The following is a 19,759-nucleotide window of genomic DNA, read 5'->3' as shown; positions in this document are numbered from 1 at the left end:
CTCGTACCAAGCAATTAATTTTATACGTTGTTGTGGTTAGTTTTTTATTCTTGTTTTAAGAAATAAAATCCATCAGGTATAATTGGTTGTGATGATTGTGTCTCTCCAGGCTCTAAAACCTTTATACCTCCACGTTTAAATATTTGAATAGCTGGTTGACCATCTACAATCGTTGTTCTGACATCTAAGCTACTTGCACGACCAGTTGGTTCTCCCATAATTAGGCTTATCCTAAAATTATCTGAGGTGTATTCATCAAATGGTGAGTAATGTGTTTTAATATAATTACCATGAATACTATGATGATATTCATATTCTAATGATTCTGTCAATTTGTTTAATGTATTTACCAGTTCCACGCCATTTTCTTTGTACTGAAATTCGCCAATGAGTAAATCTTCATAATAATTGCCAGCATCTACCATTTCCTTTTTCTCAAAAACTATTTTCAGGTATTGTACACCATCATCTAATACCCATGTGCCTACAAATGGGTCTAATAGATTGTTGGTATCCTTATAATAAGCATTAACTATTTCGTCTCCCTCGTCATCTTCTATATTTATGATAGGTGATTGTGCTTTACAAGACAGACTTATAAATAAGAGTAATATTAATGTTATATTTAATGTTTTCATAATTTTATTTTTTTTAATTGTTGCAAGGTTCTTCTACTGGGTTATTGTTTTGCAATTTTAGTTTATTCCAAGTATTGGTGTTCTCATCTCTTTTGTATAAATCAATGCCATAATTAGCAAAAGTCTCTAAGAATTTCTTTTGCAAGGCAGTATTATCATCTTGAATATTATTGAACTTTCTTCCAAACTTTTCCATAATTATACCAAGTTTTTTATCAGGGTCATTTTCTCTTAATACTTTTGGTTGGTTCATTTCGAAGTTAATTTGAGTTTGTAATGTATTAAAATCGTTAATCGTGATGGCATATGTTATGGTATCATCTTCATTATTGCTTTCTTTGTCTTTAGCTACTATGATATTAAAGGCTTTGTTGTTATTTAGTCCAACAGATACATCTTCGTGTTCGTATATTAGATGGATGTCCATCCAAGAGGGAATAGCAATCCCATTTTTTGGGTGATTGTGAGTAAAACCTTGTATGTAACCACCTGTAGGGAAGCTTACAGTTAAGTTATCTCCAGAAGTTGTATAAACAGGGTCGTATTGATACTCTTGTGCATCCATATTGTAGCTATAGGTTATTTTGTAACCATATTCCTTTTTTTCGTTCACTTTGGTCTTTAAATTATTTATAGCATTATTTATGCCAGTATCGTTTGTCGCTTGCGAGAGTATATCGCAAGGGTCGTCGTTGCTAGGATTTTTGCCAATAGGAATGGTAATATCTCCTATACAGTTACCATTTTCATCAGTCTGCAGGCAATCATCTATTTGGTCTGTATAGTCGTCAGGATTATTTCCATCATTGTTGTTGTCAGTATTGCTGGTGTCGTCTCCATTAGCAGAACCACCACCAACATTACCATCGTAAGGGTTGTCATCATTATTTGGGTCTTCACTGTTGTACGGTGGGTTGCCGTTGTCTGTGTCGTTACCACTGTCATTGCCATCATTACTCCCACTGTTACTACCAGAGTTACCGCCACTGCCACTGCCATTGTCAACAATATATTGTGGGCAGTTGACGGAAATCCAAGTGTAGGCAATGGTCCCTCCTGAGTAGTCAAATGAAGGTTTTACACAACCACCAGTGGACGTATCTAAATAAATGCCTGTACTACCGATTGGTGCAATACTTGAACTTGATTCCTCGGGAAGTGGTTGTAGAGACGTTTTGTCCCCAATATTGACAGGTATAGTGCCATTGATGACAGATTGTTTTTCAGCTTCGGTAAGGTCGTAGCTAATGATACTTGCCTCGTAGCTACCATCGGGTTGTTTGCTAAGTAAAAGATTCTCGACCTTTCCGTTACCTTGGGTATCTACAATATAGATCGTAAAGGACTCGTACTCGCCATAGGTGATGTGCTTTACGACCTCGTCGTCTATAGTTAGGCCATAGTCTTCCATATAGACCTCACGGGCTTGGCTGTCTCCCTTGATGGCATTTGTTTTGACAGAAGAAAGTTTTCGGTAGAGTTCCGGGTTATTGGTAAGGTCAGGGCTGTAGAGTGTTTCCACTTTTAGCTTTGGCAGAACGTTGTTTTCTTCTGAAATGCCGTCGTCCTTTTGGCAGGCAATGGCAAGGATTGAAATCCCGAAGAGCAGGATACAGGATTTGAGATAGTTTTTAGTCGGTGTTTTTTCTATAGTACAAAACCGTTTTTAAAGTTAGTGATTCAAAATTATATTCGGTCAATTCGTTTTCAAACCGAGAATGAGTTAGCCTTAACTTTGGGTTAGGCAACTGCCATTCGGTTTGGGTCAAAATTAACCACAACTCGTTATATCATAACTTTCATCACTCATATCCCTCAAATTTATCAGGTAATCACAAAAGTTTCATATCCTAAAGTCGTGCACCACGAAGTTAATTATATGTCTTTTTAAAATCAATACGTAAAGTTACGTATAGGTCTCGTTATCAACAGCCAAGTTAAATGCTTCTCGTTAAAAGTACTTAGGGTATACTGTAATGCTTAAAATTCAAAGCTCAAAACTCAAAATTCGAATTCGAAATTCCATTATCCAAATTCCAAAACCCTGTAAAACGCGAATACCACCAAGCTTTTGCTAAGTGGTTTTTAATTTTATATTTAGAAAATGTTATTAAAAAGGAGGGCTTTTTTTTGTTATTACATTAGTACATGTAAACTGCATACATAAACCGATGGGACTTTTGTAAGTAGGTTAGAACTAGCAATAAATTATATATGGTATTTTGTAAAGTTATTCTTCTATTTCAGATATTTTATAGTTGATCACGATATAGTTTGGAGAGTAGTCCAATAATTCCTGTGTTCTTTCATCATTTTCTTTCAGATTTACAACTCCGCAAAACCTATGAAAATTGTATTCTTTATCTAGCCAAGAAGATGCAAAAATTAAAAGCGGTACTTTCTCGTTTAATTTCCATTTCGTCTCTTTATATTCTCTCCAATTGTAGAATTGGCGATTGTCAGTTTTACCTAAATTTATTTCTTTAGTTGTTTCTAATGCATAAGTTCGTATGTTCAACGTGCTTTGATTCTCTTCCGTTTTAGTGAAAATTTTTATTTGGTCAATAAATCCTTGATTAAATTCTCCGTCTATCCAAAATCCGTAGTCATTCTTGTAATTGACAAGCGTATCAGTTTTAATTAATTTTCCATTCACATATTCATCCGCGAATACTTGCAAATTATACTCTTTTTCAAATGTTCCAATATCGAATTTATGAGCTCTAATTGAAGCTAATTCCAAAGCCTGAAGTAAGTCAAGCGTAGTCATTTTACTCTGATTATACATATCATTAGAATCCTCTTTTTCGATTTGTGGTCGTTTATCAACAGGTTTTTCCGATTGGGAAAAAACACTCATTGAAAACAGGACTAATGATAGCAAAAATAATTTTTTCATCGATTTTGGTTTTAATTGTACAAACGTCGTTGTGTGGATAGCTCGTTGTGGGAAATCTGGTATGATCTTCCGCCGTAACCGAAAGATAACAAATTACATTGAATTGCGATTAGGAATTTAATCGCCATACGCTATGCATCTTGTTGTAAATAGTATTTTATCTTGTGTAAATCAAAGTAAACTGTTCATTTGTTGGGATATCTACACTATTCATTTCGACATCGTCCATACTGCCCGTATTACTTTGTGCAATACTTTTAATTCGTAAATCTTGAGCAGTTAAAACTTCTATTTCGAAGGTTGTTATGGAGTCATCGCTCCCTTCTATATTGCCTTCTCCTTCCACAATTCTATAAAGAATTTCATTATTTTGGTCAAGGACAAAGTTGTAAGTGGCATATCTGAAATCACAATTTTCAAATCCTTCTTGAACAATGTCGGGTTCGGTCCCGATTTCATCAACGCTTATAAAGTTTGCAATAAAACTTTCCAAGAATATAACGCCCTCACCTTGTTCACATTCTTCAAGTTGTATTGAATTTCCGCCCCTTAATTTTGAAGTCAATTTCCATTCGCCAAAAATAGTAGCGTTTTCTTCTTGTTGGTTGTCATTAGAATCGTCAGATGAACAACTCAAGATAATTGCACAAATAATGATTCCTAATAGTAGATTAAATTTTTTCATATGATTTTGGTTATAATTATTTACAACAGTATTGGCTATACGTAGTTGCGTAGGTTAGTATTTAACTTTACAATGACACATTAAACTGAAAATCTGTGAGGATGAACTCGTCATTAATTTTACAAGACGTTAGTAGTCGTTTTTACTTAAGTGTTTTATGTCTATACTTTTTTGCTTGTTGTTCGTCTTTGTCAAAAACACTTAGTGTGCAACCATCGAAATCAAAGTCAATAATTTTTCCGTTTTTCACGATAACACTAATTAATTCGTCCGTAGCTGTATTTATCTTAATTTCCGAGTACCTACCGTCTAGTTCATCATATTCTTGTTTAATTTGTATTTGCGAAACTTCACTTTTATCATAGGCATCATCTTTGTTTGCAATCTCAAATTCCCTGAAATGTGCTTCTAAATCAGTTTCACCATCTTTAGCCTCACACCCATAATCCGCAACTTGGAATGAAAATAAACACTCTTCATAAAGTAATTCTTTTATGACATTAAGGTTGGTCTTATTAAGCGTTAATATTTCATTGACAATATCGGTCATTTTATCCGTAATCTTCGGTTTTGGTTGGTGCTTTTGGAAAAAAATAAACGGAATTTTCTTTTCAAATAAATTTACATAAATAGGGCAGTGCCCTTGTCCGTACTCATTCCAAGTTGTTCTATTTAAAATGTCTTCTTTTGTCATTATTTTATTTAATCTCGATTAAGGTCAGGTTTTAGTATTGATACTTCGTTACATTTTTCCTTTTTCAATTTTTTTTGTCCTCTTTAGTTCTAGGAAATAATCGGATTCTGTTATGAGGAATTACTACTAAGGTCTGTTAAAAGCATAAATATAAACACGAGCTACACTTGGATTACTATTTGGTAACCATTTAAAAGTACTTTATTGAAAAATTAACGGGTTTTTAATTGCTCTTTTTCCGCAGTACTTGTTGTGCTTAGTACTTTTTAGTACTCAGTGTATGTATTGGGATTTTCTAATTGAAATTTTGGGTTATTTTCCAGAAAAATGTCAAAATAGGCGGTGTGAGTTGCTCCTAAAAGGATAAAAACCCTGTCATTTTCGGTCATTTCTATGTCGTTAAAATTACTATACATTTTTAAATTGCGTTGGTAGAACTTAGTAATTTCATCAACTCCTTCTTGATTCCCTGTGGTATGCTGTGTTGCCAAAACATTGTATAGGTTAAATGTTTCCATTTTATAATCTCTGGTGTTAATTGTCTTAAATTGTTCTTTAAATTTCAAAGCGTTCACCTTTTGGTAATTATCCATAACTTTTGAAATATAAAGACTGTCTGCGACGTTCTTATTGGATATCTCGATTAAACTAGGGTAATTAAACCCTGTTTGGCTGTCTATTCCATAAATTCGATTTGTACCACTCAACCGCGCCACTTCGAGTCCGATTGAATTTAATTCGTCCGAGTAATTTAACCTTTTCGTTTGGTCTTTTACATATTCTGAAAAGGTCGAAGCTATATAGTCATTGTTTTTAGGTTCTAACTCAAGACAAATAATAGTTGGTTTAAATTCAACGATTTTTTCAACTAGTTTTTTTAAATCAGCTTTTTCATTAGGGTCATTCAAGTTGATTAGAGAAGAATTTGCGTCTGACGTTTGGCTTAAATGAGCCGTTCCAAAGTTTAAAACCTTAATTTTTCCGTTTACTTCTGTTTTAAGGTTTGGTTGATTCTTACTGTTTTCGTTGTCATTTTTGATTTCGGTATTGCAACTAAATAAGATTAAAGTTGCTAGTCCAATTAGTAGTTTGTTCATTGGTTTAATTGAGATTTTGTATTATGCACAGCCGTTTTGTGTATGGTTTGTGACGTGTTTTTAAGCAACTAATTTAGTAAATAATTACCGACCAAGAAAGTCTGCGAGAACTTTGGTCAGTAGGCAAGGATCTGGCAATTAATTTTATAGGTTGTTGTGCATCGTATTTAGTTTTCTCTATATTTTTTTCTGAAATTCATAGGTGTTGATCCTGTTTTCAATTTAAAAAACTTGGAAAAGTATGCATACTCGGAAAATTCTAAATTGTAAGAAATAGATGTTAAACTTTCATTAGAATGCACAATTAATCTTTTTGCTTCTAGAACTATTCTTTCTGAGATCAATTCAGAAGTGGTTTTATTTATAGTTTCTTTAATAACTCGATTAAGGTGTTTTGTAGTTATGTTCAATCGATTTGCATAGAATTTTGGTAATTTCTCATTTTTAAAATTTTCATTTATTAGAATGACAAGCTTCTCAAGGATATTTAAATAACTTGGAGAAAACAGTTTTGTAAGTTCAGTTTTATGCGTGTAATTTCTCGAAAATTCTATATAGATCAAATTTATTAAACTAACAATCTTTAATTTTTTTGAAGCTTTTAATCCTAAATATTCAGTGTATATTTCATCAAAAAGTTGGCTTATACTATCGGTGTTTTTTGCAGATAACTTTAATAATGGAGGATTTTGAAAGGAATAATAAAACGGAAATTCATTAAGCTTATGCTCTAAAAATTGTAGCTCATAAAATTCTTGGGAATGAAAAAAAATAAAGCCTTCTGGTTGGGTATCAAAATTCCAAAAATGTGTTTGACCAGGACTTAAAAAGAATGCACTACCAGGTTCTATTTTATAAGAATTAAAATCAATCTCGTGTATTCCTGTACCTTTTGTAAATAAAACACATAAATAGAAATTATGTTTATGAGGTCTTGAAATCAATTTTTTATTTAGATCCAAATGGTTCGAAAATGAATTGACATAGAAATCACTTAAGGGTATTGTTTCTACAAATTGATTGATATTTAATATTGGAGTTTTCATAGCTTATGTCCTAATATTACAAAAATACGCGATAATAATATAAAGTCACATCTTGCTTAAACTAATAGTTTTGTCGTAATGAAAATTAGTAGTGTTATGGGTAAAATCTTTAGTATTTTAAAATGTAAATGTCCGAATTGTAATACGGGAGACATGTTTAATCATAAGGGGAATATATTTCTATTCAAAATACCAGAAATGAATAAACGCTGTGAACTATGTGATTTTAAATTTGAAAAAGAAACGGGGTTCTTTTTTGGTGCTATGTTTGTGAGTTACGCACTGGGAGCGGCAGAAATGATTGCAAGTCTTGTTTTATTTTGGAACATAGTAGATTTATCTCCGCTTATGGTATTTTCAATTATTGTGGTAATTGCGGTTTTGTTGAGTACATTTAATTTTAGACTTTCAAGATCTATTTGGACGCATATATTTTACAAGAATTAATATGGATTTGGTGTGAGGTGTGAGGTGTGAGGTATTAGGTGTGAGGTATTAGGTATTAGGTGTGAGGGATTAGGTATTAGGTATTAGTTATGAGTTATATACTTTGTTGTGAGTAGGCTTTTCTGTTCTGCTTTTTAGCTTTTTTCTTGTTTTTCTACTCTAATACATTTTGTTCCTGTTGGCAGATTCTTTAGGTATTTGCTGAATAGCGTCCCAATGCTCAACAATTTTTTCATTATTATCAAATCTAAAAAAATCCATTGTAACATATTCATCATTATCAGGCCAAACTTGATGCGTATGCAAAGCCACTAAGTCATTTTCCGAAATCACGCGTACAAATTCTATTGATTTATTTGGAAATTCAGTTTGCATTCGCTCAAAATATTCTATAAAACCTTCGATTCCGTTTTCCACGTCAGGATTGTGTTGGATATATTCGGCTCCAACATATAATTCCGTTGCTTTTCTCGGATTTCCTTCGTACGCCATTTTATAAAATTCAACAGCATATTTTTTCAGATTTTCTTTCATTCTGATTGGTTTTTTAGCTTGCTTATGACGGTCTTGTATATGAAAAGTAGCAGGTAAGATTGTTGTTAATTTTCAGATTATAATAAATATAGCAGAAAAGAACGAAACCTTTTGTTTAGCTCTTAACTGCTATTTTTTATATACATTGTTGTAGGCAGTATTTAATCATCTATCATAATAATTTCATCAATCCAAGTAACTTCATATTTGATTATTTTATCTTTCGATATTTTTTCGATGAGATAGACTTTATCAAAAACATGATGTTTAAATTCATTAGATGAATTATACTTATTAAGTAGATATTCAGAATTAATAATTTTTAGATTGTCCAATATTTTTATAGAAGAAGTATCTTTGAAACTTTTAGTTTTATGTGCTGTAAAAATTTCATTACAGATTTTAAAATATATGTATTTTCCTTGAAATTCTTTTCTGAATTTTTTTAGGTTTAGGGAATTACCTGAACCATCTTCAATGATACATTTTTCTTTACTTTGTCTATTAAACAATAGATAAACAGTTTCTTTTTCCTCTGTCTGTGAAAAAGAACAAATGGTTGAAAATATTAAAAATAGGGTTACTATATTTTTCATTCTGAACAATTTTCGTTTAAATTATCTTCTATATAAGTGGAAATAACACCTTCGATTCTTTCCTTCTCGTCTTCAGGTAAACTTGTCCAAGTATAAATAGCATTGTCTCCATTTTCATATATTAGTCCTTCCCATGATAAATCCATATATAATTGAGCTGGTTGTTGATTATCTGGCACAGCTAAACCTGTATCATACTCTTGCAATATTCTTGCCAAAGCTTCTCTATAATGAGTTGCCATTTGTTGATGTTGCCAATTCTTGTGACGCATAAAATAATCATACATGCCAGGAAAATTACCATCTAAGGCATCTAGTACATCTTGCCTAGTAACACCTGTTATATTACCACCATTATCCAATACAGATAATAACTTTCTAAACATTTCTGCATGTATGACTTCATGTGCTATGGTTTTCACTACCAGTAAATTCGGTCTTTTGGTTACGCCACTACTAGTATCATTATTATTTAATCTAACCGTGATAACAAAATCAGGTGAATTTGGTGTTGTTGGATTGCTATTAGGCGCAATGGTTCTGCCTTTTGATGCTCCAATATCTCCCATGTCAAATTTCAAATGAGCTACAGGAAACTCAGGTTCAAACTTTTTGATTGCATTTTTAAACCAGTACTTGAACACTTTAATTTGTTGTAAACACAAAGAGCTTTACCCTCTAAACCATTTATTATCTTCTCTTCAAAATCTACTTCGCCATCATCTATCATAACATTTACGGCTTCTTTTGCAAATTCAGAATTCTCTGCACTACAACCATAAGTATTAATAAAATTAGCTATATCAGTACGTTGTACATCATCCAATAGCTGCGCTCTAGTGTAGGCAAGGCTTCCATAACCAAAACATTCCCAAAGTATGCCATCTACATTCAAAGGTTCTAAATCAATGCTACCATCATCAGAGAGACCAGTTCCTTTTGGTTTTGTTGCTACACCGTCACAGCCTGCACAGCCACCTGTTCCATCATCAACTGAGCCATCGCCATCATCGCCACGAATACTTCCACCATTTCCATCATCTGTACAAACCTTTACCCAAGTGTTTACGTATTCAATGGTCGTATATTGTGGGTCCCAACAGCCATCAATCTCACAAGCGTGTTCGACTTCTATTATTGCCATTTCAAATCTGCAAGTAGTTCTAGCGTACATATTGACTTGGCTGTTGTCAATTTCCTGCATTGAGGAATTTTCCATTGAAGTATTGATTTCTATGCCATTGTTTAAGTCGTCCAATTCTTGTTGGGTCAGGTTGTAAGTTGTGAGATAAGCCTTGTAGCTTCCGTCATCCTGAAGTGATAAGACAATATTTTCAAGTGAAGCAGAGCCATTTGTGTTAGTGACTGTAAAAGTATAGGTGTGTTTGCCATTACCGTACTCTATATAGATGGCGTGATTGGTGTTTATATCATAGGTTGTTTCTGCTGAGTTATTTCTGTTGGCAACATTAGTTTGGTTTCCAATTGGATTTTTCAAAGTTGATATTTTGTCGACAAGTTTACTATTGGTCTGGAATTGAGAAAAAGCTACTTCCTTGATTGAGAAATTCTGGTTTGATTCTTGTTGGATTGATTCGTCTTTCTGACAGCCAAGAAAGAAGAGTGAGACGCAGATAATCAGCATTCCGATTACAGATGATTGATTTAGTTTTTTCTTCATAATTTCCGTTGTTTAAATTTAACGATTAATTTTCAAAGTGGTGGGCGAATATTGCCTACAACGTCTATTATCAACCTAAATATAAACATTATCCCCAATTTTTAATGGGATAAGATAAGTTCTTGTGGTATCAGATTTAGCTACTATAGCAGCCTAAATCCATTTAATATTACAACCCATACTTGGTTTTTGGTTTGGATTTACAGGTTCTTTATTAATTAGAGCGTTCATAGCCTCTCTGATATCTTTTCCTGTTACAGGTATGTCGTTTCCTGGTCTAGAATCATCTAACTGACCTGTATACACTAATTTTAAATCGGTGTCAAACAAGAAGAAATCTGGTGTGCAAGCTGCATCGTAAGCTTTGGCTACATCTTGAGTTTGGTCGTACAAATACGGAAATATATAATCGTTTTCTATAGCATTTTTTGCCATAAATTCTGGACCATCTTGTGGATAGTTTTCAGCATCGTTACTAGATATTGCAATACAATTAATGCCTTTAGAAATATAGTCTTTAGCTAATTGCGATAATTCTGAACTCACATGAATTACAAAAGGGCAGTGGTTACATATAAACATCACTAATGTACCTGTTGTTCCTTTGAGTTCGCTGAGTGATTTCTGAGTCTGATCTACGGTATCTATGAGATTAAATTGAGGTGCTGTAGTGCCAAGAGGTAACATATTTGATTCTGTTTGCGCCATATTTTATATATCTTTACGGTTAAAATGTGATTCTTACGTTGTGATTCTTACGTTAGTGAGTCATAGATACTGAATCAAATTCAGCATAAAATGGAAAAGATAATAACATTTGAAGACTTTACAAAGGTAGATTTACGAATTGGAACTATTACAGCAGTAAATGATTTTCCAAATGCACACCGACCTGCTTATCAATTAGTCATAGATTTTGGTGACTTGGGAATAAAAAAGTCGTCAGCACAAATTACAACGCAATATAAAAAAGAGGAATTAGTGAACCGACAGATTGTAGCTGTGGTTAACTTCCCTAAAAAACAGATAGCCAATTTTATGAGTGCATGTTTAGTGGTAGGTGCAGTAAAAGCAAATGATGTGTTTTTACTGCACCCTGAGACTAAGGTTAAAAATGGTTCTCAGGTCTCTTAAAGTATAAAAGCTTTAAGGTTGCCAAGTTACAGAGCTGTAAGGTTTTAATTTTATTACTAACAACCAACAACTGTAACCTACATTTCTTCTCTAAAGAAAATAGCATTCATTAATAACTTATTGGTACCATACCAAAACGCTCTAAAATTGGTGTTGTCGGTAAATCCAATAATGTTTCCTCTACCAACTTTCCCGATTTTAAATGGGACAGTTTTACTAATGCTGTCTAAGTTTCTATCTGAAATGTACCCACTCAATAATGGGTTTTTAGTGTATTGAATTGGGTTGTTATAACTGTTTTTATCTTCGTTTATAAATAATGTTGAATTTCTAAATAGTGCTAATTTATCATTCTTATAACCAAAATTAATAGGATGCGAACGGTCTAAGTCGGCTTCAAAAATAGCACCTCCAATGACTTGTGCGCCTCTAAAATCTCTTCGCTCTTCGAAGCTTACATTTTTGGCTATAAGTTTACTTTTCTTAAAATCAATTTCCATTATTTTTTTGGAATTCAACCATTTTAAAGCATTTTTATAAGCAACCAATGTTCCGCCATCTGCAAGCCATGATTTTAATTTTTTGGTATTACTCTCATTTAATCCACCGTAAGAATTTACCATTATAATAGTATTGTAACGACTTAAATCTGCTCTTCTAAAGCTTTTTGTATCTAGTTTGGTTGCCACAATATCGTAACGTGTGTCAAATAAATGCCAAATTTCACCAGCATCGTAGGAGGTCATTCCGTCACCAACTAATAGTGCAACTTTTGGTAATTCTAGATTGCTGAAATTACGACTACCTAAATCCATACCTTCGTTTAATCCCGTTGAAACGGATGTGATTGTGATATGGCTTTCTTGAGCTAACTTATTAAGGAACGTATACATCTCAGACGTATTTAAATCCTGGTTTTTTGCAGGAATCATAATCGTACCATAATCGTAAGAGGTGCCATTTGCTTTAAAACGTTTCATAGCAACTTTTGCTCTTATGCCTTTCTTTAAAATAGCGTTCAATAATTTTGGTGAATAGTACTCGTGCCATTCAAATAAATAAGCGTATTCACTTTTAGATGTTACTCCACCTTTATGTTGTGTTAAATTAGTGACCTCATTTCCGGCATTAGCTGTTGTCGTTTCTGTATAATCTAAATTGAAAGCTAATGGGAACGTCCAAGCCGAAATGTCATAAAATAAACTGTCTTGAAATGTTGTTCGTTTCTCGAACATAGCATCTATTAATCGTGTGTTCTTTTGATTTTTTGGTACCACATAACTATAGCCTTTTTTATACGTTTTTCCGTCTTTAGAAAAATCAGATTTTAAGTCGTGAAAGGTAATTTGATGACGTTTCAATATTTCGGCTAAATGGTAGGTTTTAGCAGCATCTTTTTCATCACCGAATACAATGGCGTTTTTTCCTTGTTTAGAGGCTTCTTTTCGTGCATTTTTAAAGAAATTATGTTGGTACTCTAAAATGTCTTTTCGCATCGCATTTGCAGCTTCAAGTGTAGAAAAAGCCGCAGTGTATTGATTTTTTATGGTAAACGGAAAAGTTAATAACCCATTTTCACTTTCTTGAACATGGCCTCGAGAACTCGCTTGTTCAAACAAAATACCAATACCACCATTAATATCTGGGAAGGTAGATCCTTTTCCGTAGTAGAAGTCATCAAAACTTTCTTCAGAATAATACAACGAACCAATTTTATCTAATGCTTTGGCGTGATAGGTTGCAATGCCTTTAGTTAAATCTTGATTTAATTGCGGAGTTAAAGGATGTGTACGCGATGGAATTCCTGGTTGAAAAAAGAAACTCGCATTGGTTCCCATTTCATGATGATCAGTTAAGATATTAGGTAACCATTTGTGGTACGTTTCTATACGTGCTCTAGATTCTGGTAATTGCACAGGCAGCCAATCTCTATTCATATCAAACCAATAGTGGTTGGTACGTGCACCAGGCCAAACCTCACTATATTCTCTATCGTTAGGATCTGGATTTAGATTGATGTTTTTATTTGTATTTGCCCAATAGGCGAAGCGTTGTAAGCCATCTGGATTTAATGCAGGGTCGAACAAAATCACTGTGTTTTTTAATAGATCTTTAATTTCAGCACCTTCTGCAGCCGCTAAATAATAAGCAGCTAAAAGAGCTGCATTAGAGCCACTTGGCTCATTACCGTGGATAGAGAACCCTTGGTAAACTACAATTGGACGGTTTTCTACATTTGCAGAATTTGATTCGGTCGCCTTAATATGAGCAGCTTGAATGGCATCTAAATCTCTATGATTTTCAGGAGATGTAATAGTTAATAAAAGTAGCGGTCTGCCTTCAAAAGTTTGACCTCTATCTTCTAAAGTAATTCTATCTGAAGCATTTGCTAAGGCTTTCATGTATTCCACTAACTTATCGTGTGTAATATGCCATTCACCAACGTTGTGTCCAATAACACTGCTAGGTGTTGGTATGCTTGGATTTAGCTGTGCATTTTGTGGCAAATAATACGATAATTCTGTTTGTGACTGTGAGTAAAGCGTTGTGGTTGCTAGAATAAGCAATAGAAGGATACGTTGCATAGAATTAAGTTAGTTGGTTAAAATTTAAAAATAAAAAAACCCTGACAATAAATTGCCAAGGTTTGATATAATTTAACAGAAATTAAGTTTTAAATATCGTCGAAACTGATATCTGTAAAACTATCTGCTTTTTTAGTGTCTTCAGGTGTTTTTGCTTCTTGAGTTACAAAATCAGCTTCACGTTTAAAGTCTTTTTGGTGACGTTCGCTAATAACTTCCTGACCTTTTTCGTTTATAATATAATCGGTCATTTCGACTAAAATCTCTCTAAACTCAGAAAAATCTTCTTTATAAAGGTAAATTTTATGTTTTTTATAATGAAAGGAACCATCGTCATTAGTGAATTTTTTACTTTCTGTAATCGTTAAATAATAATCACCAGCTTTAGTTGCTCTTACGTCAAAGAAATAGGTTCTTCTCCCTGCACGCAATACTTTGGAATATATTTCTTCCTTATCCCTCGTTTCATAATCACTCATAACTCAATTTGTGTTTTTAAATTTCAATCCAAAAATCTAAAAAAAAACTTACCTAAGCAACAAAAACTACATTTCTTTTTCAGAGCGTTGTTTGTTGTATAATTCGTTGTAGTAACTGTCTGTGTTTATTAGACTTTCGTGATTTCCAGACTCTACAATTTTTCCATCATCTAAAACAATAATATGATCTGCGTTTTTTGCTGAAGACACACGATGACTCACAATTATAGTGGTTTTGTCTTTAGTAAGCTTAACGAGGTTTTTAAGTATTTTTTCTTCAGTTTCTGTATCTACAGCAGATAAACAGTCGTCAAACAATAAAATATCTGGTTTCTTAATAATGGCTCTGGCAATAGATACACGCTGTTTCTGACCACCAGATAAGGTAATACCACGTTCGCCTAAAACCGTGTCGTAGCCTTTACTAAATCCAATAATATTTTTATGAACCTTAGCATTTTGTGCTGCTTCTATGACGTCGTCATCTGTGGCATCTTCTTTTCCAAATTTTATATTGTTTTTAATACTATCTGAAAATAAGAACGCATCCTGTGGCACATAACCAACACTCTCTCTAAGACTATAAAGGTTTAGCTTAGAAATCTCAGTATTATCAATTAAAATGGAACCGTTATCAATATCATATAAACGACCAATTAAATCTAAAACGGTCGATTTTCCCGATCCTGTTTTTCCGAGAATAACTAAGGTTTCTCCTGATTTTAATGTAAAACTTACATCTTTTAAAGCTTCAATATTGGTGTCAGGATAGACAAAGGATACGTTTTTAAATTCTATATCTCCTTTAATAGGTGTTAATTCGGTAGCTGTATTTTTTATGTCTGGTTCCGTGTTTAAAAACTCATTTATTCGCTCCTGTGATGCTTCGGCTTGTTGTATTAATGACGTTACCCAACCTACAGTAGCCACTGGCCATGTTAACATGTTGACGTAAATAATAAACTCTGCAATGGTTCCTATATTTTCAATTTCACCATTCATATATTGCATACCACCAACGTAGATGACAATAAGATTACTGACTCCAATTAATAAAATCATCATTGGAAAAAATAAAGCCTGTACTTTAGTTAGGTTAATTTGCTTTTGACGGTTTTCTGCAGACAGTTTTTCGAATTCTACATTCGTTCTTGGTTCAATACCATAAGATTTTATCACAGAAATTCCACTAAAGGTTTCTTGTGAATACGTAGAAAGCGTTGAAAGCGATTGTTGTACAATGGTACTTCGTTTGTTAATTAATCGACTCAATTTATATATAGCAACCGATAAAAACGGCAACGGGAGTAAGGTGTATAATGTTAATGATGGAGATCTGTCTATCATATATATTATAGCCACGGCAAATAATGTAATGGTATTAATGGTGTACATTATGGCAGGACCAACGTACATTCTTACTTTACCAACATCTTCACTAATACGGTTCATTAAATCACCAGTTCTGTTAGATTTGTAAAACTTTAAAGACAGAACTTGGTAATGGTGATAAATTTCATTTTTAAGGTCAAATTCAATATATCGCGATACATTAATAATGGTTTGACGCATTAAAAATGTAAAGATTCCTGCAACAACAGCTGCACCAATAAGGTAGAGGATGTTAATTGTTAATTCACTTTTAAAAATTTCTTGAGAGATATTTCCATCTATTCGGTCTGAAACAACGTTTATAGATGCACCAACCAAACGCGGTGTAAAGAGTGCGAAAATCTTAGAAATAATGGTAATGACGATACCAATTATTATACGATATCTATATTTGTAAAAATATTTATTGAGATGTTTTAGTGCCTTCATTTTGTATTTAGTAGGTCAAAATTATTACGACAATCGTATTTAATAGTTAATATTTTGCTAAACCTTTAATTATAATTTACTTTTGCACGTTGTTTTAAGAATATCCTTAAACACCTTAAAAATTTATTGAACATGACTTCAGAAATTATATCATCGAAAGAATTAAAAAAAATGGATCCAGTTTTTGGACAGTATTCTTTTGACGATCATGAGCAAATCGTTTTTTGCAACGACAAAGATACTGGTTTAAAAGCTATAATTGGTATACATAACACAGTTTTAGGACCAGCTTTAGGTGGCACAAGAATGTGGAATTATGCTAACGAGTGGGAAGCCCTTAACGATGTGTTACGTTTATCGCGTGGCATGACATTTAAATCTGCCGTAACTGGTTTAAACCTTGGTGGAGGTAAAGCGGTTATTATAGGAGATGCCAAAACACAAAAAACACCAGAATTAATGAAACGATTTGGTGAGTTTGTACATTCATTAAGTGGAAAATATATTACAGCTGAAGATGTTGGTATGACTACTGAAGATATGGATACTGTAAGAGAAGTAACTCCTTATGTTACCGGAATATCAGAAAGTAAAGGCGGAGCAGGTAATCCGTCTCCAATTACGGCTTATGGTGTTTTTATGGGAATGAAAGCTGCAGCTAAGTTTCAGTTTGGTTCCGATGTTTTAGAAGATAAAAATGTGTTTGTTCAAGGCATAGGAAATGTTGGTGAAGCCCTTGTAGAACATTTAGTTAATGAAGGGGCTAATGTTACCATTGCAGATATTAGTCAAGATCGCCTCGAAGAAGTTCGTTCTAAATATGGTGCTACAGTTTATGGTGGAGATGATATTTATAGTGAAGACATGGACATTTACGCGCCATGTGCATTAGGTGCAACTATAAACGATGATACAATTTATAAGTTGAAGGCAAAGATCGTTGCCGGAGCTGCGAATAATCAATTAGCCGATGAGAAAAGTCATGGTTTAATTTTACAAGAACGCGGTATTGTTTACGCACCAGATTTTTTAATTAATGCAGGTGGTATAATCAATGTGTATGCGGAGTTAGAAAACTATGACAGACAAGAAATAATGCGTAAAACTGAAAATATTTACAATACCACTTTAGAAATTTTAGATAATGCGAAGGTGAATAATCTCACAACGCACAATGCCGCTTTAAATGTTGCTAGAGAACGTATTGAAACGCGTAAAAGAGAAAACTTAAAATAGTCTCAATTATTTTCGGTTATAAAAATTAAATAATAGTATTTTTGCAAGGTGAATCTTTAATAGGTTCACCTTTTTTAATAATCAAATACTAAAAGTTAAGTTCTTAAACATGCTAAACAGAAGACACATCAGAATTAAAGCCATGCAGTCTATGTATGCTTTTAAAGGTACCGAAAGTGATGATCTAATAAAGGAACAAAAGTTTTTGTTACACAGTTTAGATAGCATGTATGATTTATATTTATCACTTTTAGCTTTACTCACCGAACTGCACAAAAAGAGTAAGGATTACAACGATAAACTGCAAAACAAAATTGTAAGATCTGATGCGGATAAAAATCCGGATTTAAAATTTCAAGAAAACCAGCTTTTACATCTTATTAGTAGTAATAAAATGCTGCAAGATGCTATTGCAAATAAGAAGTTGAATTATTGGGATTTAGATTTTGAATATGTTGATATCATTTTTAAAGCCATTTTAAAAAGTGATATTTATGCCAAATATACAGAAGATGCTGAGTCTAGTTTTAAAAGGGATAAAACCTTTATAATCGATGTGTTTACGGAGATTATTGCACCAAATGATAAGCTTTACGATTTCTTTGAAGATAAAAAATTAACTTGGGTAGATGATTTGCCAGTAGTAAATACGGCCATGTTAAAAATACTACGAAAGTTAAAACTAACGTCTCCAGAAAGCACCTTGTTACCCGATTTGTATAAGGATGAGGACGACAAAGAATTTGCTATAGAACTGTTTAAAAAGACCTTTTTAAATAGCTCAAAGTTTGCTGAAGAAATCAGTAAAAAAACGACCAATTGGGACTCTGAGCGCTTAGCCAGTTTAGATGGTGTATTATTGAAAATGGCACTATGCGAATTTCAAAAATTTCCATCAATTCCTCATAAAGTGACTATTAACGAATATCTCGAAATTGCCAAAGAATACTCTACACCAAAAAGTAGCTTATTTATTAATGGAATACTAGATAAAATCGTAAAAGAATACCAGTCTGAAAATATTCACTTAAAATCCGGAAGAGGATTAATGTAGTTGTTTGCATTTTTATAGACTAAAGAATGCTTTAATACCTGTTGCAAATAGGTGAATTGGCTTGGTATATGTTGAAATTTTGCGGTTTTTTTAGATAATTGATTCAGCCATTGTTCTTTTGAAAGTTGTTTCTTACAAAATTCTGTTAAGAAAGACGTAAAAATTTTAATTCGAAGAAATAATTATTAACTTCGCAAATCGAAACGAACTTTAACAAAAAAAATAAAGTAATGAAAAAAGTAATTTTAGGACTTAGTGCATTATGTATGGTAGCTTTTACGTCTTGTAAAGATAATGCTGCGAGTAAAATTAAATCTGAAAATATAGCAGCAGCAGCAGATAGAGATGCTAATGCTGGTGATTTTGCAGTTTTAAGTTTAGATAAAACAGATCACGATTTTGGTACAATTGCAAATGGAACACCAGTAGAAACTGTATTTAACTATACAAACACAGGAAATTCTATGTTAGTAGTTAGCGATATTAAAAGTACTTGTGGGTGTACAGTTCCAACAAACTATACAAAAGAAGTTCAACCAGGTGAAACAGGTCAGTTTACAGTAAAGTTTAATGGTAAAGGTAACGGTAAAACTACTAAGTCTTTAACTATGGTAACAAATACTGAAAAAGGACAAATACCAGTAAAAATTACGGCTTTTATTGAAAAAGATCCTAATGCACCTGCAAAAGCAGCTGGAACGGCAAAGATTAATCCTTTAGCTACAGACAATGGAGCTGCTGCACCAAGAAAATATTCTACGCAACCAGGTCACGAAGGACATAACCACGATTAATTAATTACTGATACTTACTAAATGGAATCATTAACATCGTTTTTACCGTTTATAGCCATTTTTGCTGTGATGTATTTCTTTATGATTGCACCACAAATGAAACGTTCTAAACAGGAAAAAAAGTTTGCCAGCGAGTTAACACGTGGTACTCGTGTCATCACTAAAAGTGGTATGCACGGAAAAGTAGTAGAAATAAATGATAAAGATAACAGTTGTGTTATTGAAACATTAGCAGGCAAAATTAAATTTGATCGTTCTGCAATTTCTATGGAAATGAGTAATAAATTAAATGCACCAGCTGTTGTAAAATAAGTAGGTTCATATTATAAATTAAAAAAG

General features: G+C 33.0%; 21 protein-coding genes. 6 read left to right on the top strand and 15 right to left on the bottom strand.

Features of this window, described 5'->3' with window-relative positions:
- Positions 1-44: 44 nt before the first annotated feature.
- The 7 genes from K1X16_RS16930 to K1X16_RS16900 form a co-directional block, all read right to left on the bottom strand.
- The gene (locus K1X16_RS16930) at positions 45-638 is read right to left on the bottom strand and encodes a DUF6705 family protein (protein WP_225037264.1); all 594 of its coding nucleotides are present in this window, start codon (positions 636-638) and stop codon (positions 45-47) included.
- Positions 639-651: 13 nt separating this feature from the next.
- On the bottom strand, positions 652-2,160 hold the full coding sequence (locus tag K1X16_RS16925; RefSeq protein WP_225037263.1) for a hypothetical protein: 1,509 nt from the start codon (positions 2,158-2,160) through the stop codon (positions 652-654).
- 708 nt (positions 2,161-2,868) lie between these two features.
- Positions 2,869-3,537 (bottom strand): DUF5041 domain-containing protein, encoded by a 669-nt coding sequence (locus K1X16_RS16920; RefSeq protein ID WP_225037262.1) that lies wholly within the window; start codon positions 3,535-3,537, stop codon positions 2,869-2,871.
- A gap of 157 nt (positions 3,538-3,694) precedes the next feature.
- Positions 3,695-4,222, bottom strand: a complete 528-nt coding sequence (locus K1X16_RS16915; RefSeq protein WP_225037261.1) for a hypothetical protein — start codon at positions 4,220-4,222, stop codon at positions 3,695-3,697.
- A 142-nt stretch (positions 4,223-4,364) separates the two neighbouring features.
- Positions 4,365-4,916, bottom strand: a complete 552-nt coding sequence (locus K1X16_RS16910; protein WP_225037260.1) for a hypothetical protein — start codon at positions 4,914-4,916, stop codon at positions 4,365-4,367.
- 266 nt (positions 4,917-5,182) lie between these two features.
- Positions 5,183-6,013 carry a DUF5694 domain-containing protein gene (locus K1X16_RS16905; protein WP_225037259.1) on the bottom strand — a complete coding sequence of 277 codons (831 nt, stop codon included), beginning with the start codon at positions 6,011-6,013 and terminating at the stop codon, positions 5,183-5,185.
- 167 nt (positions 6,014-6,180) lie between these two features.
- Complete coding sequence (locus K1X16_RS16900; RefSeq protein WP_317196445.1) at positions 6,181-6,975, bottom strand: helix-turn-helix transcriptional regulator; 795 nt, start codon at positions 6,973-6,975, stop codon at positions 6,181-6,183.
- 282 nt (positions 6,976-7,257) lie between these two features.
- Here K1X16_RS16900 and K1X16_RS16895 point away from each other — a divergent pair, with 282 nt between their 5' ends.
- Entirely contained in the window at positions 7,258-7,506 is a 249-nt protein-coding gene (locus K1X16_RS16895; RefSeq protein ID WP_262902588.1) for a DUF983 domain-containing protein, read from the top strand.
- 159 nt (positions 7,507-7,665) lie between these two features.
- Here the strand turns inward: K1X16_RS16895 and K1X16_RS16890 are convergent, their stop codons facing one another.
- The 5 genes from K1X16_RS16890 to K1X16_RS16870 all read right to left on the bottom strand — a co-directional run bounded on the left by K1X16_RS16890 (position 7,666) and on the right by K1X16_RS16870 (position 11,025).
- A complete protein-coding gene (locus tag K1X16_RS16890; RefSeq protein WP_262902587.1) occupies positions 7,666-8,040 on the bottom strand; it encodes an ester cyclase in 375 nt (124 codons plus the stop codon).
- 161 nt (positions 8,041-8,201) lie between these two features.
- Positions 8,202-8,636: a hypothetical protein gene (locus K1X16_RS16885; protein WP_225037257.1), complete on the bottom strand. Its 435-nt coding sequence runs from the start codon at positions 8,634-8,636 to the stop codon at positions 8,202-8,204.
- Entirely contained in the window at positions 8,633-9,205 is a 573-nt protein-coding gene (locus tag K1X16_RS16880; RefSeq protein WP_225037256.1) for a hypothetical protein, read from the bottom strand. The genes K1X16_RS16885 and K1X16_RS16880 overlap by 4 nt, the downstream gene beginning before the upstream one ends.
- Positions 9,206-9,222: 17 nt before the next feature.
- Positions 9,223-10,134 (bottom strand): hypothetical protein, encoded by a 912-nt coding sequence (locus K1X16_RS16875; RefSeq protein ID WP_225037255.1) that lies wholly within the window; start codon positions 10,132-10,134, stop codon positions 9,223-9,225.
- 336 nt (positions 10,135-10,470) lie between these two features.
- On the bottom strand, positions 10,471-11,025 hold the full coding sequence (locus K1X16_RS16870; protein WP_195871352.1) for a thioredoxin family protein: 555 nt from the start codon (positions 11,023-11,025) through the stop codon (positions 10,471-10,473).
- A 90-nt stretch (positions 11,026-11,115) separates the two neighbouring features.
- Here K1X16_RS16870 and K1X16_RS16865 point away from each other — a divergent pair, with 90 nt between their 5' ends.
- Positions 11,116-11,451 carry a tRNA-binding protein gene (locus K1X16_RS16865; protein WP_195871351.1) on the top strand — a complete coding sequence of 112 codons (336 nt, stop codon included), beginning with the start codon at positions 11,116-11,118 and terminating at the stop codon, positions 11,449-11,451.
- Positions 11,452-11,528: 77 nt separating this feature from the next.
- Here K1X16_RS16865 and K1X16_RS16860 read toward each other — a convergent pair whose 3' ends face one another.
- The 3 genes from K1X16_RS16860 to K1X16_RS16850 form a co-directional block, all read right to left on the bottom strand.
- A complete protein-coding gene (locus K1X16_RS16860; protein WP_225037254.1) occupies positions 11,529-14,036 on the bottom strand; it encodes a M14 family zinc carboxypeptidase in 2,508 nt (835 codons plus the stop codon).
- A gap of 89 nt (positions 14,037-14,125) precedes the next feature.
- The gene (locus K1X16_RS16855) at positions 14,126-14,515 is read right to left on the bottom strand and encodes a PUR family DNA/RNA-binding protein (protein WP_195871349.1); all 390 of its coding nucleotides are present in this window, start codon (positions 14,513-14,515) and stop codon (positions 14,126-14,128) included.
- Between the two features lie 66 nt (positions 14,516-14,581).
- The gene (locus K1X16_RS16850; RefSeq protein WP_195871348.1) at positions 14,582-16,336 is read right to left on the bottom strand and encodes an ABC transporter ATP-binding protein; all 1,755 of its coding nucleotides are present in this window, start codon (positions 16,334-16,336) and stop codon (positions 14,582-14,584) included.
- A 132-nt stretch (positions 16,337-16,468) separates the two neighbouring features.
- Here K1X16_RS16850 and K1X16_RS16845 point away from each other — a divergent pair, with 132 nt between their 5' ends.
- The 4 genes from K1X16_RS16845 (at position 16,469) to yajC (ending at position 19,732) form a co-directional block, all read left to right on the top strand.
- The gene (locus K1X16_RS16845; protein ID WP_317196444.1) at positions 16,469-17,572 is read left to right on the top strand and encodes a Glu/Leu/Phe/Val dehydrogenase; all 1,104 of its coding nucleotides are present in this window, start codon (positions 16,469-16,471) and stop codon (positions 17,570-17,572) included.
- A gap of 109 nt (positions 17,573-17,681) precedes the next feature.
- Complete coding sequence (nusB, locus tag K1X16_RS16840) at positions 17,682-18,626, top strand: transcription antitermination factor NusB (RefSeq protein ID WP_225037253.1); 945 nt, start codon at positions 17,682-17,684, stop codon at positions 18,624-18,626.
- A gap of 230 nt (positions 18,627-18,856) precedes the next feature.
- Positions 18,857-19,420 carry a DUF1573 domain-containing protein gene (locus K1X16_RS16835; RefSeq protein WP_195871346.1) on the top strand — a complete coding sequence of 188 codons (564 nt, stop codon included), beginning with the start codon at positions 18,857-18,859 and terminating at the stop codon, positions 19,418-19,420.
- A gap of 21 nt (positions 19,421-19,441) precedes the next feature.
- Positions 19,442-19,732 carry a preprotein translocase subunit YajC gene (gene yajC / locus K1X16_RS16830; protein ID WP_195871345.1) on the top strand — a complete coding sequence of 97 codons (291 nt, stop codon included), beginning with the start codon at positions 19,442-19,444 and terminating at the stop codon, positions 19,730-19,732.
- Positions 19,733-19,759: the final 27 nt, after the last annotated feature.

The organism is Winogradskyella sp. SM1960, from assembly GCF_020179375.1.
GTDB classification, from domain to species: domain Bacteria; phylum Bacteroidota; class Bacteroidia; order Flavobacteriales; family Flavobacteriaceae; genus Winogradskyella; species Winogradskyella marina.
This window is presented reverse-complemented; position numbering and strand designations above follow the sequence as displayed.

Bases quoted from the DNA above. Each gene is read 5' to 3' on its own strand.
- K1X16_RS16905 (WP_225037259.1), bottom strand. From the start codon at position 6,013: ATGAACAAACTACTAATTGGACTAGCAACTTTAATCTTATTTAGTTGC.
- yajC (WP_195871345.1), top strand. From the start codon at position 19,442: ATGGAATCATTAACATCGTTTTTACCGTTTATAGCCATTTTTGCTGTG.
- K1X16_RS16860 (WP_225037254.1), bottom strand. From the start codon at position 14,036: ATGCAACGTATCCTTCTATTGCTTATTCTAGCAACCACAACGCTTTAC.
- K1X16_RS16870 (WP_195871352.1), bottom strand. From the start codon at position 11,025: ATGGCGCAAACAGAATCAAATATGTTACCTCTTGGCACTACAGCACCT.
- K1X16_RS16920 (WP_225037262.1), bottom strand. From the start codon at position 3,537: ATGAAAAAATTATTTTTGCTATCATTAGTCCTGTTTTCAATGAGTGTT.
- K1X16_RS16850 (WP_195871348.1), bottom strand. From the start codon at position 16,336: ATGAAGGCACTAAAACATCTCAATAAATATTTTTACAAATATAGATAT.
- K1X16_RS16930 (WP_225037264.1), bottom strand. From the start codon at position 638: ATGAAAACATTAAATATAACATTAATATTACTCTTATTTATAAGTCTG.
- K1X16_RS16890 (WP_262902587.1), bottom strand. From the start codon at position 8,040: ATGAAAGAAAATCTGAAAAAATATGCTGTTGAATTTTATAAAATGGCG.
- K1X16_RS16865 (WP_195871351.1), top strand. From the start codon at position 11,116: ATGGAAAAGATAATAACATTTGAAGACTTTACAAAGGTAGATTTACGA.
- K1X16_RS16895 (WP_262902588.1), top strand. From the start codon at position 7,258: ATGAATAAACGCTGTGAACTATGTGATTTTAAATTTGAAAAAGAAACG.
- nusB (WP_225037253.1), top strand. From the start codon at position 17,682: ATGCTAAACAGAAGACACATCAGAATTAAAGCCATGCAGTCTATGTAT.
- K1X16_RS16885 (WP_225037257.1), bottom strand. From the start codon at position 8,636: ATGAAAAATATAGTAACCCTATTTTTAATATTTTCAACCATTTGTTCT.
- K1X16_RS16845 (WP_317196444.1), top strand. From the start codon at position 16,469: ATGACTTCAGAAATTATATCATCGAAAGAATTAAAAAAAATGGATCCA.
- K1X16_RS16855 (WP_195871349.1), bottom strand. From the start codon at position 14,515: ATGAGTGATTATGAAACGAGGGATAAGGAAGAAATATATTCCAAAGTA.
- K1X16_RS16835 (WP_195871346.1), top strand. From the start codon at position 18,857: ATGAAAAAAGTAATTTTAGGACTTAGTGCATTATGTATGGTAGCTTTT.
- K1X16_RS16915 (WP_225037261.1), bottom strand. From the start codon at position 4,222: ATGAAAAAATTTAATCTACTATTAGGAATCATTATTTGTGCAATTATC.
- K1X16_RS16910 (WP_225037260.1), bottom strand. From the start codon at position 4,916: ATGACAAAAGAAGACATTTTAAATAGAACAACTTGGAATGAGTACGGA.
- K1X16_RS16880 (WP_225037256.1), bottom strand. From the start codon at position 9,205: ATGGGAGATATTGGAGCATCAAAAGGCAGAACCATTGCGCCTAATAGC.